Source organism: Klebsiella sp. PCX, from assembly GCF_021869705.1.
Lineage (GTDB): Bacteria > Pseudomonadota > Gammaproteobacteria > Enterobacterales > Enterobacteriaceae > Klebsiella > Klebsiella quasipneumoniae.
The window spans coordinates 71,732-84,291 of sequence record NZ_CP091527.1 but is presented as its reverse complement, the minus strand read 5'-3'; the positions used below and the strand labels follow the sequence as shown (position 1 = coordinate 84,291).

Annotated in this window: 12 protein-coding genes; 6 read left to right on the top strand and 6 right to left on the bottom strand. The window is 58.4% G+C overall.

What is annotated here, in order from left to right:
* Positions 1–183 precede the first annotated feature (183 nt).
* Both fieF and cpxP read right to left on the bottom strand, forming a co-directional pair.
* Positions 184–1,086 (bottom strand): CDF family cation-efflux transporter FieF, encoded by a 903-nt coding sequence (gene fieF / locus GQR96_RS00395; RefSeq protein WP_002882907.1) that lies wholly within the window; start codon positions 1,084–1,086, stop codon positions 184–186.
* A 159-nt stretch (positions 1,087–1,245) separates the two neighbouring features.
* Positions 1,246–1,749 carry a cell-envelope stress modulator CpxP gene (cpxP, locus tag GQR96_RS00390; protein WP_004203672.1) on the bottom strand — a complete coding sequence of 168 codons (504 nt, stop codon included), beginning with the start codon at positions 1,747–1,749 and terminating at the stop codon, positions 1,246–1,248.
* A 149-nt stretch (positions 1,750–1,898) separates the two neighbouring features.
* Here cpxP and cpxR point away from each other — a divergent pair, with 149 nt between their 5' ends.
* Together cpxR and cpxA are read left to right on the top strand one after the other, a co-directional pair.
* A complete protein-coding gene (cpxR, locus tag GQR96_RS00385; RefSeq protein WP_004203671.1) occupies positions 1,899–2,597 on the top strand; it encodes an envelope stress response regulator transcription factor CpxR in 699 nt (232 codons plus the stop codon).
* Positions 2,594–3,967, top strand: coding sequence for an envelope stress sensor histidine kinase CpxA (gene cpxA, locus GQR96_RS00380; RefSeq protein WP_004203670.1), 1,374 nt, complete (start codon positions 2,594–2,596; stop codon positions 3,965–3,967). Before cpxR ends, cpxA begins: the two co-directional genes overlap by 4 nt.
* Before the next feature lie 63 nt (positions 3,968–4,030).
* Here cpxA and yiiM read toward each other — a convergent pair whose 3' ends face one another.
* A complete protein-coding gene (gene yiiM / locus GQR96_RS00375) occupies positions 4,031–4,705 on the bottom strand; it encodes a 6-hydroxyaminopurine reductase (RefSeq protein WP_032455462.1) in 675 nt (224 codons plus the stop codon).
* Positions 4,706–4,777: 72 nt separating this feature from the next.
* A complete protein-coding gene (sodA, locus tag GQR96_RS00370) occupies positions 4,778–5,398 on the bottom strand; it encodes a superoxide dismutase [Mn] (protein ID WP_004203668.1) in 621 nt (206 codons plus the stop codon).
* 289 nt (positions 5,399–5,687) lie between these two features.
* Here sodA and rhaT point away from each other — a divergent pair, with 289 nt between their 5' ends.
* Entirely contained in the window at positions 5,688–6,722 is a 1,035-nt protein-coding gene (rhaT, locus tag GQR96_RS00365; RefSeq protein WP_004203667.1) for an L-rhamnose/proton symporter RhaT, read from the top strand.
* 32 nt (positions 6,723–6,754) lie between these two features.
* Here rhaT and rhaR read toward each other — a convergent pair whose 3' ends face one another.
* Together rhaR and rhaS are read right to left on the bottom strand one after the other, a co-directional pair.
* On the bottom strand, positions 6,755–7,600 hold the full coding sequence (gene rhaR / locus GQR96_RS00360; protein WP_004203666.1) for an HTH-type transcriptional activator RhaR: 846 nt from the start codon (positions 7,598–7,600) through the stop codon (positions 6,755–6,757).
* A 73-nt stretch (positions 7,601–7,673) separates the two neighbouring features.
* Positions 7,674–8,510: an HTH-type transcriptional activator RhaS gene (rhaS, locus tag GQR96_RS00355; protein WP_004203665.1), complete on the bottom strand. Its 837-nt coding sequence runs from the start codon at positions 8,508–8,510 to the stop codon at positions 7,674–7,676.
* Positions 8,511–8,820: 310 nt separating this feature from the next.
* On the opposite strand from rhaS, the gene rhaB reads away from it, so the two are divergent.
* The 3 genes from rhaB (at position 8,821) to rhaD (ending at position 12,525) form a co-directional block, all read left to right on the top strand.
* Positions 8,821–10,287, top strand: coding sequence for a rhamnulokinase (gene rhaB / locus GQR96_RS00350; protein WP_053810897.1), 1,467 nt, complete (start codon positions 8,821–8,823; stop codon positions 10,285–10,287).
* A complete protein-coding gene (locus GQR96_RS00345; RefSeq protein WP_004203663.1) occupies positions 10,284–11,543 on the top strand; it encodes an L-rhamnose isomerase in 1,260 nt (419 codons plus the stop codon). Before rhaB ends, GQR96_RS00345 begins: the two co-directional genes overlap by 4 nt.
* 151 nt (positions 11,544–11,694) lie before the next feature.
* Positions 11,695–12,525, top strand: coding sequence for a rhamnulose-1-phosphate aldolase (gene rhaD / locus GQR96_RS00340; RefSeq protein WP_004203662.1), 831 nt, complete (start codon positions 11,695–11,697; stop codon positions 12,523–12,525).
* Positions 12,526–12,560: the final 35 nt, after the last annotated feature.

Here is a 12,560-nt window from a genome sequence, read left to right as displayed (position 1 = left end):
CTTAGGAAGCAAAAAATAATTCTGTTGCCTGAAGCGCTCCCTCACCAGGAGTGCACGACGCTAATGACAATAGTATATCAAACGCTTCAAGCTGAATTGATTCAGGTCAGACCAAACGGCGGTAATTTATACAAAAAATGCCGAGCTGACCCACATTTTTACATCGAGTTTACAGACTATAACCTAACGCTCAAAAAAGCCCTGCTGCGCCGCTGGCACCACAGAACTGGGATCCTGATGGATAATGACATCGGATCCCGGGAAACGGCGCAGAATCGCCTGCTCCACCTGGTCTGCAATCACGTGGGCTTGCACCAGCGGGAGGTTATCTTCCATTTCCAAATGAATCTGAATAAAGCGGGTCGGCCCTGACTGCCGCGTTCGTAGATCGTGTGCCCCGCGGATGCCGGGCCATGCGGTCACGATGGTGATAATGTCCTGACGCTCCTCGTCAGGCAAAGCGCGGTCGAGTAACGACTGAACCGCCTCATAGCCCATCCGCAGCGCGCTATATAAAATATAGATGCCAATTCCTAAGGCAAACAACGCATCGGCGCGATGCCAGCCGTACCAGGATAGGCCCAGCGCCACCAGAATGGCGCCGTTCATCATAACATCAGACTGATAATGAAGCATATCCGCCCGCACCGCCTGGCTCTGGGTTTTTCGCACCACCCAGCGCTGGAAAGTCACCAGCGCCAGCGTGCTGACGAGAGCGATCAGCGTCACAACGACCCCGACGCCGGCGGCCTGCAGCGGCTCCGGACGCACCAGGTGCTGAATACCGGTGAGAAACAGGAACAGCGCCGAGCCGGAGATAAACATGCTTTGCGCCAGCGCCGCCAGCGACTCCGCTTTGCCGTGGCCAAAGGTGTGTTCTTCATCAGCTGGTTGCAGCGAATAGCGAACCACCAGCAGGTTGGTCAGCGAGGCGGCAATATCCACCAGCGAATCCACCAGCGCAGCCAGAATACTGACTGAACCGGTATACCACCACGCAAAAATTTTGATCAAAAGTAACGCAGAGGCCATCGCTGTCGCAGCGATAGCGGCGCGGCTGACCAACCGGCCATAAGATTGATTCATATAGGCTCCTTCTCCTGTACTGCGCTTAGTATAACCTGAACTTGTGACGCTCACGGGAAAGGCGAAGAAGTTGATTTGCCGAAAAAAGGGCAAAAAAAACCCCCTCATCATGAGGGGGGAAGACAGGGATGGTGTCTATGGCAAGGAAAACAGGGTTTGTTACTGGGGTTGCAGGGTGTTGCTACTACTCGAAAGCATCATCGCTGAGCCTTTCTGCATCCTTGCAACCTCACGCAACTGATCCATACGTTGCTGGTGCTTAGCATTTAAAACCGCTTGCTGCTCTGGCGTAAGCAGGTGGTACATCTGGTTGCGGACCTTAGCCATCTCGACCTGGCGAGCAACCTGTTCCTGCGCCATCTTTTCTGCCTGAGCGCGCACAGCGTTTTCATCAAAATTTTCTGCGGTGACAAGGCGATGCATTGTCTCCATTTCGCTAACATTAACGGGGAGCCTGTCGTGGCGTGCCCGTTGCATAAGATCCCGTAACTGCTGACGTTGCTGCTCGGTTAAACTTATGCCGTCAAACATATGGCTCTGGCTGCCGCGCTGTCCCCCTTCGTCTCCGGGGAGCCAGTTAACGCTGGTAACGACTTCAGCGGCCTGGCTAATTGCACTTAGCGCCAGCGTTGAGGCCATGACGGCAGCGATAACATTGCGCATCACATACTCCCAAAACGTTTGTGTCGCGATTCAACGAGAGACAGTCTACGATTCAGGCTGCAAACATGCGTCAGGGGGTGTAAAACAACGTAAAGTCATGGATTAGCGGGCCTTGATGACGTAATTTCTGCCTCGGAGGTATTTAAACAATGAATAAAATCCTGTTAGTTGATGATGACCGGGAGCTCACCTCCCTGTTAAAAGAGCTGCTCGATATGGAAGGTTTTAACGTGCTGGTGGCCCATGATGGGGAACAGGCGCTGGCCCTTCTGGACGACAGCATTGATTTATTGCTGCTCGACGTAATGATGCCGAAGAAAAACGGTATCGATACGCTGAAAGAGCTGCGTCAGACACACCAGACACCGGTTATCATGCTAACAGCGCGCGGGAGCGAGCTGGATCGCGTTCTCGGCCTCGAGCTGGGCGCAGATGACTATTTGCCTAAGCCGTTCAACGATCGTGAACTGGTGGCGCGTATACGCGCGATTCTGCGCCGTTCCCACTGGAGCGAACAGCAGCAGACGACCGAAGCCGGTTCGCCGACCCTGGAAGTGGATGCCTTAAGCCTCAATCCGGGCCGTCAGGAAGCCAATTTCGATGGCCAGACGCTGGAGCTCACCGGCACCGAGTTCACCCTGCTCTATCTGTTAGCGCAGCATCTCGGCCAGGTGGTGTCACGCGAACATTTAAGCCAGGAAGTGTTAGGCAAACGCCTGACGCCGTTCGACCGCGCTATCGATATGCATATTTCCAACCTGCGGCGTAAGCTGCCGGAGCGCAAAGATGGCCATCCGTGGTTTAAAACGCTGCGTGGCCGCGGGTATCTGATGGTTTCCGCTTCATGATTGGAAGTTTGACTGCACGCATCTTCGCCATCTTCTGGCTCACGCTGGCGCTGGTGTTGATGCTGGTGCTGATGTTGCCCAAACTGGACTCCCGGCAGATGACCGAGCTGCTGGAAAGCGAGCAGCGTCAAGGCATCATGATCGAGCAGCACGTCGAGGCCGAGCTGGCCAACGATCCGCCAAACGACCTGATGTGGTGGCGTCGTCTGTTTCGCGCCATCGATAAATGGGCGCCTCCTGGGCAACGCCTGCTGCTGGTGACCAGCGAAGGCCGCGTGATCGGCGCAGAACGCAACGAGATGCAGATCATTCGCAACTTTATCGGCCAGGCCGATAACGCCGATCATCCGCAGAAAAAACGCTATGGCCGCCTGGAAATGGTGGGCCCGTTCTCCGTCAGGGATGGGGAGGATAACTATCAGCTGTATCTGATCCGTCCCGCCAGCACCTCACAATCCGACTTTATCAACCTGCTGTTTGACCGGCCGCTGCTGCTGCTGATCGTCACAATGCTGGTTAGCGCCCCGCTGCTGCTGTGGCTGGCGTGGAGCCTGGCGAAACCAGCGCGTAAGCTGAAAAATGCCGCCGACGAGGTCGCCCAGGGCAACCTGCGGCAGCATCCGGAGCTGGAAGCTGGACCGCAGGAGTTTTTAGCCGCCGGCGCCAGCTTTAACCAGATGGTGACGGCCCTGGAGCGGATGATGACCAGCCAGCAACGGCTACTGTCCGATATCTCGCATGAGCTGCGCACGCCGCTTACGCGCCTGCAGTTGGGCACCGCCCTGCTGCGCCGCCGCAGCGGTGAGAGCAAGGAGCTGGAGCGCATCGAGACTGAAGCGCACCGGCTGGACAGCATGATCAACGACCTGCTGGTGATGTCGCGCAATCAGGCGAAAAACGCCCTGGTGAGCGAGACGGTCAAAGCCAATCAGCTGTGGAGCGAAGTGCTGGACAACGCGGCGTTTGAAGCCGAGCAGATGGGTAAATCCTTCACCGTTGAGTATCCTCCGGGCCCGTGGCCGCTGTACGGTAACCCCAATGCGCTGGAAAGCGCGCTGGAGAACATCGTCCGCAACGCCCTGCGCTACTCGCACACGAAGATTTCCGTCAGCTTCTCGGTGGATAAAGACGGGATTACGGTTAACGTCGATGACGACGGCCCGGGAGTCAGTCCGGAGGATCGCGAGCAGATTTTCCGGCCATTCTACCGGACCGACGAGGCGCGCGACCGCGAGTCCGGCGGCACCGGCCTGGGGCTGGCGATTGTCGAAACCGCTATTCAGCAGCACCGTGGCTGGGTGAAGGCCGACGACAGCCCGCTGGGCGGTCTGCGCTTAACCCTCTGGCTGCCGCTGTATAAGCGCACCTGATGCTATCCCGGCTTGCGCTACGCTAAGCCGGGAGCATCCCCGGAAATACTCAATATGGGGGAATTATTTCCCCCATAATCTCCGCGAACTATCCTCGATCTTACCGCTTAAACGGCGCTTCTGCATGGTTCTGCTCCAGCTCACCGACAGGCCCGCGGCCGACAATAAGCGGTGGTACTGATCGTCATCAAACGGCATATGCCAGGCAATCGCCCCGGCCTCATGGACGCTGACCTCACTCAGGCGAGAGACCAGCTCGAGCGGCGCATCGCTGGAGGCTTTCCCCCCGGCGATCACCCGATACAACCAGCCGGTCTTCCCGCTGTTTTGCATCAGCTGAGCCATGTCATTGATCGAAAAATGAAAGTTGAGCTTGAAGCACGGAGAGCGCGGCTGGGTGACCTGGATCAGCGCCTCGCCCCAGCGAAAGATATCGCCAATGTAGACGTTTTGTTCGGTGAGCCCGGTGGTGGAGAGGTTTTCGCCGAACGCCGGGGCGCAGAACCGATCGGCCTGCTGGGGGAATTCACGGATCCAGTCGGCATAGTGTTCGCGCGGATAGTGACACAACGCGCGGTCCGGCCCGCCGTGGATTTTCTTCTCCGCCTGCTCATCCCCTTCGAGACCGAGATCGCCGAGCTGCAACTCGCCGTCAACCTGGATTTTGCCGATCGCGCTGGGACGACTGCCCGTGTAGTCCCTGATTTTGCCAACAAAGACATTCACCGGATAATGCATCTCTGCTCTCCTTGCTACCGATATAAAAAAAGCGAGCCATCAGACTCGCTTCTCTCTTAGCACATTGCAACCTTATTTTTTGGCGGCAAAACGCGCTGCAGCTTCGTCCCAGTTCACCACATCCCAGAAGGCTTTGATGTAGTCCGGGCGACGGTTCTGGAATTTCAGGTAGTAAGCGTGTTCCCACACGTCCAGACCCAGGATCGGGAAGCCAGAAGCGCCGGAAATGGCTTCGCCCATCAGCGGAGAATCCTGGTTAGCGGTGGAGACAACGGCCAGTTTGTCACCTTTCAGGACCAGCCACGCCCAGCCGGAGCCGAAACGGGTAGCAGCGGCTTTTTCAAATTCCGCTTTGAAGTTGTCCACAGAGCCGAAATCGCGCTCGATAGCCGCTTTCAGGTCGCCCTGCAGGGTGGTACCGGTTTTCAGGCCTTTCCAGAACAGGCTGTGGTTCGCGTGGCCGCCGGCGTTGTTACGCAGTACGGTTTTTTTGTCAGCCGGCAGCTGATCCAGCTTGGTGATCAGCTCTTCAGCGGACAGGTTAGCGAACTCCGGCAGGCTTTCCAGCGCGGCGTTGGCATTGTTCACGTAGGTCTGATGGTGTTTGGTGTGATGGATCTCCATCGTCTGCTTGTCGAAGTGCGGTTCCAGAGCATCGTAAGCGTACGGCAGGGATGGCAGGGTATAGCTCATAATCATCTCCATTATTGTCGAGCGGCTCAAGTGTTAACGCCGCGTAAGCAGTTTGTCCATTATAGTTAATTAAATGGTATTGAAAATGCTTATCAATGCCGTATTTTTCATATGGATATAACCAGAAGAAATACCCGCCGTTTTGTGATGTAGAACAACTAATTAAGCCCATGGTTGCCAGAGTTCGCCATCCTGTGGCAACGTCCTGAAGGCGGCCAAAGCGGCTAATTTTTACACTCATCGCATCGGAAGCCGCCGTCTCCGATAAAAAAAGATGAGGATAAAATCAATGAACCACGCGATTACGATGGGTATTTTTTGGCATTTGATAGGGGCCGCCAGTGCCGCCTGTTTCTATGCCCCGTTCAAGAAAGTAAAACACTGGTCGTGGGAAACCATGTGGTCGGTCGGGGGGATCGTCTCCTGGCTGATCCTGCCCTGGGCCATCAGCGCCACGCTGTTACCCGATTTCTGGGCCTACTACCGCTCCTTTAACGCCTCCACGCTGCTGCCGGTCTTTCTGTTCGGCGCCATGTGGGGTATCGGTAATATCAACTATGGCCTGACCATGCGCTATCTCGGCATGTCGATGGGGATTGGCATCGCCATTGGCATCACGCTGATTGTCGGTACGCTGATGACGCCGATTATTAACGGTCAGTTTTCAGTGCTGATGCACACCCAGGGCGGTCAAATGACGCTGCTCGGCGTGCTGGTGGCGGTGGTTGGCGTTGGCATCGTCACCCGCGCGGGCCAGCTGAAAGAGCGCAAAATGGGCATCAAAGCCGAAGAGTTCAATCTGAAGAGAGGGCTTCTGCTGGCAGTGATGTGCGGTATCTTCTCGGCAGGGATGTCGTTCGCGATGAACGCCGCCAAACCGATGCATGATGCCGCCGCGGCGCTCGGCGTCGACCCGTTATATGCGGCGCTGCCAAGCTACGTGGTGATTATGGGCGGCGGGGCGCTGGTTAACCTTGGCTTCTGCTTTATTCGTTTGGCAAAAGTGAAGAGCCTGTCCGTCAAAGCCGATTTCTCGCTGGCCAAACCCCTCATCATCAGCAACCTGCTGCTTTCCGCCCTCGGCGGCCTGATGTGGTATCTCCAGTTCTTCTTCTATGCCTGGGGCCACGCCAGCATTCCGGCGCAGTATGACTATATGAGCTGGATGCTGCACATGAGCTTCTACGTACTGTGCGGCGGTCTGGTGGGTCTGGTGCTGAAGGAGTGGAACAACGCCGGTCGTCGTCCGGTGAGCGTCCTGAGCCTCGGCTGCGTGGTGATCATCATCGCCGCCAACATCGTCGGTCTGGGAATGGCCCGTTAAGCACCGGAGCATTTGCCTGACAAAGACGCGCTTCAGGCGGCGGCGCGACTGCGCTGCCGCCACTGCCCCGGCGACATGCCGATTTCCCGGCTGAACACCACCGAAAAGTAGTTACTGTCCTCAAAGCCGCACTGCATGGCGATATCGCCGATTAAGCGCTCGGTATGCTGCAACAGATACTGCGCATGGCAGATCCGCAGCTGGCGTAAATAGTGATTGATGGTCATCCCGGTTTGCTGGCGAAACTGCTGACGTAGCGCCCGCTCGCTGCCGCCCTCCTGCTCGCAGAAACGCTCCAGGACAAAGGGGCGGCTCAGGCTGGCCGCCAGCGCGGCCAGCAGTTTGTCCAACAGCGCTTCGCGCTGCGTCGCCGCCAGATTATCCGTCGCGTAGCGATGCCGCTGGAGGGTCAGCGCCAGCTGAGCAAACAACAGCTCGGCCATCGCATTCCCCTGCGCATCGTGCCGGGAACACTCATGCTCAAGCTGACTAATCACCTGACGCGCCTGCGCCATACCGGTGCTGCCCATGCGCCAGTGGGGCTTCCACGGGGTGCCGAAGAGGCCAGGGATCGCCCCCGCCCAGTCGAAATTGAGCTGCAGCCGCTCCGGGCAATAGATGATGTTCTGCAGAACCAGATCGTTAACGGAAGCATAGGAGTGTTTATCTTCGGCGCGAATATAGAACAGATCGCCGCGGGTAATGCGCCAGGGACGGTCGTTGAGAACATGCAGCCCGTTGCCCCGCCACACCAGCACCAGCTCGCAGAACTCATGGGTGTGTTCAGCGAAGACGTTTTGCGGATAGCGGTCAGCCACCGCCACCGCCTGCGTGGCGGAAGGGAAAAATTCCTCTTTACGTAGAATCAAACCGGCCACGGCTCACACTCCCAACGCGGATAACGGCGCATTATTCGCGTTTTTGCTCCGCAATACGTTGACTCCTCTCGCGTTACTGAAGAATAGCGTCGCGCCCCTGGCGGATATCGCGCGGCGACCAGGAAAACTCGCGGCGAAAAAGCGTCGAAAAGTGGTTACTGTCGCCGAATCCGCAGCGATAGGCGATATCCGTCACGCTTTCATCGCTGTGGCGCAGCAGGTGCCGGGCTTTCATCAGGCGCACCCGATTAAGATAGCGCTGCGGCGTCAGGCCGGTCTGCTGCTTCAGCTGGCGGTGCAGGGTACGCAGCGACAGCGAAAACTGCGCCGCCACCTCCTCCCAGCAGATCTCCTGGGCAAAATGATCTTCCAGCCAGGCCAGCAGCTGATTCAGCCGCGCATCATTGTTGGTAGCCTCTTCCGCAAGGCTGCTTTTACGCAACAGCACCAGCAGCTGCATAAACAGGATCTCACGGCTGGCGACGGCATGGGTATCCGTTTCGCTCCCCATGGCCTCCATCTGCGCCACGATATGCCGAACCTGCTGCAGGACCGTCTGGTTCACCCGCCAGTGCGATGGGTAGTTCCCCTCCTGCTCCTGGGGCAGCAGCTGGCTGACCCCGGCGAGAAACCGAAACGCATCCGGCGCGCGATAAAGCACGTTGGTCAGACACAGATTGTCCGTGTGCTCGTAAAGATGCCGGTCGTGATCGCGAATAAAGCAGACCGAGCCGCCGCCGATGGTATAGGGCTGGCCATTGAAGACGTGAATGCCCGTACCCTGCTCCACGATGACAATTTCATGAAAATCATGGTGATGTTCAGGAAAGGCCGACTGAGGGAGGCGGGGTTCAATAGCCACCGTCGAGATCCCGGCCTTAAAGAAATCCGTACTGTGCAATATGGTCATGATGCCACCCTCGTAATGAGAAAAATTATCAGTCACCGGCTGATAGTAATGAAGGGTTGGCTATCCGGCCTTCAATTTTTGACCGCGAAATTCGTAAATCCTGCCGCTTTTTCAAGAATCAGCCGGAAAGATGCGGAACTGCGGACCCCATCACATCCTCCTCACCACCGCCCAAAACCGCAATTTGTGATTTTCCTCACGGTCACCTTTGCTTTCTTGCCAGCGGCCAGTTTCGGCTGTCCGTAGCGAGAAGGTGTGAGTCAGCGCCCTTTTTTAGACTGCGGACAATGATTTTAAGAAGGATCGTTCCATGAGTATTCGTCATTGTGTCGCCGTCGATTTAGGCGCCTCCAGCGGGCGGGTCATGCTCGCCAGCTATCAGTCCGGGCCGCGCGCCCTGACGCTGCGTGAAATTCATCGCTTCACCAACAGCCTGCAGAAGGTCGATGGCTTCGACTGCTGGGATCTCGATAGCCTCGAAGGCGAGATCCGCCGCGGGCTGGAGAAAGTGTGTGAGCAGGGCATCCTGATCGACAGCATCGGCATCGATACCTGGGGCGTGGATTATGTCCTGCTGGATAAGCAGGGTCAGCGCGTCGGGCTGCCGGTCTCCTATCGTGACGATCGCACCCAGGGCCTGCTACGTCACGCTGAAGAACAGCTGGGCCGGGCGGAGATCTATCGCCGCAGCGGCATTCAGTTTCTGCCGTTTAACACCCTTTATCAGCTGCGCGCCCTGGTGGAACAGCAGCCGGAGCTGGTCAGTCAGGCCGCCCATGCCCTGCTGATCCCCGACTATTTCAGCTTCCGCCTGACCGGCAATCTGAACTGGGAATATACCAACGCCACCACCACCCAGCTGGTCAACATCCACAGCGATAACTGGGATGAGACGCTGCTGAACTGGACCGGCGCGCCGCGCGAGTGGTTTGGCACCCCGACGCATCCCGGCAATGTGACAGGCCACTGGATCTGCCCGCAAGGCAACCGTATTCCGGTGGTCGCCGTCGCCAGTCACGACACCGCCAGCGCGGTGATCGCCTCCCCGCTGGCCGACGGCCACGCCGCCTATCTCTCCTCCGGCACCTGGTCGCTGATGGGGTTTGAAAGCCTGACCCCTTACACCTGCGACGCGGCGCTGCAGGCCAATATCACCAACGAAGGCGGAGCCGAAGGCCGCTATCGGGTGCTGAAAAATATCATGGGCCTGTGGCTGCTGCAGCGGGTGCTGAAAGAACAAAACGTCAGCGACCTGCAGGGGCTGATCGCCCGCACTGCCGCGCTGCCGGCGTGTCGCTTCATCATTGACTGCAATGACGACCGCTTTATCAACCCGGCCAGTATGAGCGCCGAGATCCAGGCCGCCTGCCGCGGATCCGGCCAGCCGGTTCCTCACAGCGACGCCGAACTGGCGCGCTGCATTTTCGACAGCCTGGCGCTGCTCTACGCCCGGGTGCTTAACGAGCTGGCGGCGCTGCGCGGCCAGCCCTTTAGCCAGCTGCATATCGTCGGCGGCGGCTGCCAGAACGAACTGCTCAACCAGCTGTGCGCCGACGCCTGCGGGATCGCCGTCGTGGCCGGCCCGACAGAGGCCTCCACCCTCGGCAATATCGGCATCCAGTTAATGACCCTCGACGAGCTGGCCAGCGTCGATGAGTTTCGTCAGGTGGTGCGCGGCAACGCATCCCTCACCACCTTTACCCCCAATCCTGATAGTGAAATTGCCCGTTTCGTGGCGCAGTTTCAGCCACAACAGACCAAGGAGCTTTGCGCATGACCACTCAACTTGAACAAGCCTGGGAAATTGCTAAGCAGCGCTACGCCGCCGTCGGCGTGGATGTCGAGGAGGCCCTGCGCCAGCTGGACCGTCTGCCCGTTTCCATGCACTGCTGGCAGGGTGACGACGTCGCCGGGTTCGAAAATCCGGCGGGAAGCCTGACCGGCGGCATCCAGGCCACCGGCAATTACCCGGGCAAAGCGCGCAATGCTCAGGAGCTACGCGCCGACCTTGAGCAGGCGCTGAGCCTGATTCCGGGGCCAAAACGTCTCAACCTGCACGCTATTTATCTGGAAGCCGACGCGCCGGTGGCGCGCAATGAGATAAAGCCGGAGCACTTTAAAAACTGGGTCGAGTGGGCGAAAGCCAACAAACTGGGGCTGGATTTCAACCCCTCCTGCTTCTCGCATCCGCTGAGCGCCGACGGCTTTACCCTGTCGCATGCCAACGATGAGATCCGCCAGTTCTGGATCGACCACTGCAAAGCCAGCCGCCGCGTATCCGCTTATTTTGGCGAACAGCTGGGCACCCCGTCGGTGATGAATATCTGGGTGCCGGACGGCATGAAGGACATTACCGTTGACCGCTTCGCGCCGCGCCAGCGGCTGCTGAACGCGCTGGATGAAGTCATCAGCGAAAAATTCGACCCGGCGCACCACATTGACGCCGTCGAGAGCAAGCTGTTCGGTATCGGCGCCGAAAGCTATACCGTCGGCTCCAACGAGTTCTATATGGGCTATGCCACCAGCCGCCAGACGGCGCTGTGCCTGGATGCCGGCCACTTCCACCCGACGGAGGTCATCTCCGACAAGATCTCCGCCGCCATGCTCTACATCCCGCGCCTGCTGCTGCACGTCAGCCGCCCGGTGCGCTGGGACAGCGACCACGTGGTACTGCTGGATGATGAGACTCAGGCCATCGCCAGCGAAATCATTCGCCATAACCTGTTTGACCGCGTGCACATCGGCCTCGACTTCTTCGATGCCTCCATCAACCGCATCGCGGCCTGGGTGATTGGTACCCGCAATATGAAAAAAGCGCTGCTGCGCGCCCTGCTGGAACCGACCAACCAGCTGCGCCAGCTGGAGAACGACGGCGATTACACCGCCCGCCTGGCGCTGCTCGAAGAGCAAAAATCCCTGCCGTGGCAGGCCATCTGGGAGATGTACTGCCAGCGTCACGACACGCCGGCGGGCAGCCAGTGGCTGGACAACGTGCGGGCTTATGAGAATGCGGTTCTGAGCCAGCGCGGGTAATACACGGGCTTCCCCGGGTCGCGGCTGACGCCTTACCCGGGCTACGAACTGCGCGATGTTGCCAGAGCGCACCGAACCGTTCCCTCTCCCCTGTGGGGAGAGGGTTAGGGTGAGGGGCTACCCCCACCGAATTAACAGGAAAGACAAGACTATGCAGACCATTATCGACGCCTGGTTCGTCCAGGGCATGATCAAAGCCACCTCCGACGCCTGGCTGAAAGGCTGGGACGAGCGCAACGGCGGCAACCTGACGCTGCGTCTGGATGAGGCGGATATCGAACCTTACGCGGCGGATTTCCACGCTAAACCCCGCTATATCGCCCTCAGCCAGCCGATGCCAACCCTGGCCAACCAGCCGTTTATCGTCACCGGTTCCGGCAAATTCTTCCGTAATGTCCAGCTCGACCCGGCCGCTAACCTTGGCGTGGTGAAAGTCGACAGCGACGGCGCGGGATACCATATCCTGTGGGGTCTGACGGAGGATGCGGTGCCGACCTCCGAGCTGCCGGCACACTTCCTGTCGCACAGCGAGCGCATCAAACTGACCGACGGCAAGGACCGGGTGATCATGCACTGTCATGCCACCAATCTGATCGCCCTGACCTACGTCCTGGAGAACCACAGCGATCTGTTCACCCGCAAGCTGTGGGAAGGTAGCACCGAATGTCTGGTGGTCTTCCCGGATGGCGTCGGCATTCTGCCGTGGATGGTGCCAGGCACAGATGAAATCGGCCAGGCGACTGCGGAAACCATGCAAAAACACTCGCTGGTGCTGTGGCCGTTCCACGGCGTCTTCGGCAGCGGCCCAACCCTGGATGAGACCTTCGGCCTGATCGACACTGCCGAGAAGTCCGCCGAAGTGCTGGTGAAAGTCCTGTCCATGGGCGGGATGAAGCAGACCATCACTCGCGAAGAGCTTATCGCTCTTGGCAAACGCTTCAACGTCCAGCCGCTGCAGTCCGCGTTAGATCTTTATCCATAACAACATCGCGCCCCGCTCACCGAGACGGGGCGAAG

What these genes read in the sequence shown, in the direction of transcription:
- fieF (WP_002882907.1), bottom strand. Translation starts at nt 1,086, where the DNA reads ATGAATCAATCTTATGGCCGGTTGGTCAGCCGCGCCGCTATCGCTGCG.
- cpxP (WP_004203672.1), bottom strand. Translation starts at nt 1,749, where the DNA reads ATGCGCAATGTTATCGCTGCCGTCATGGCCTCAACGCTGGCGCTAAGT.
- cpxR (WP_004203671.1), top strand. Translation starts at nt 1,899, where the DNA reads ATGAATAAAATCCTGTTAGTTGATGATGACCGGGAGCTCACCTCCCTG.
- cpxA (WP_004203670.1), top strand. Translation starts at nt 2,594, where the DNA reads ATGATTGGAAGTTTGACTGCACGCATCTTCGCCATCTTCTGGCTCACG.
- yiiM (WP_032455462.1), bottom strand. Translation starts at nt 4,705, where the DNA reads ATGCATTATCCGGTGAATGTCTTTGTTGGCAAAATCAGGGACTACACG.
- sodA (WP_004203668.1), bottom strand. Translation starts at nt 5,398, where the DNA reads ATGAGCTATACCCTGCCATCCCTGCCGTACGCTTACGATGCTCTGGAA.
- rhaT (WP_004203667.1), top strand. Translation starts at nt 5,688, where the DNA reads ATGAACCACGCGATTACGATGGGTATTTTTTGGCATTTGATAGGGGCC.
- rhaS (WP_004203665.1), bottom strand. Translation starts at nt 8,510, where the DNA reads ATGACCATATTGCACAGTACGGATTTCTTTAAGGCCGGGATCTCGACG.
- rhaB (WP_053810897.1), top strand. Translation starts at nt 8,821, where the DNA reads ATGAGTATTCGTCATTGTGTCGCCGTCGATTTAGGCGCCTCCAGCGGG.
- GQR96_RS00345 (WP_004203663.1), top strand. Translation starts at nt 10,284, where the DNA reads ATGACCACTCAACTTGAACAAGCCTGGGAAATTGCTAAGCAGCGCTAC.
- rhaD (WP_004203662.1), top strand. Translation starts at nt 11,695, where the DNA reads ATGCAGACCATTATCGACGCCTGGTTCGTCCAGGGCATGATCAAAGCC.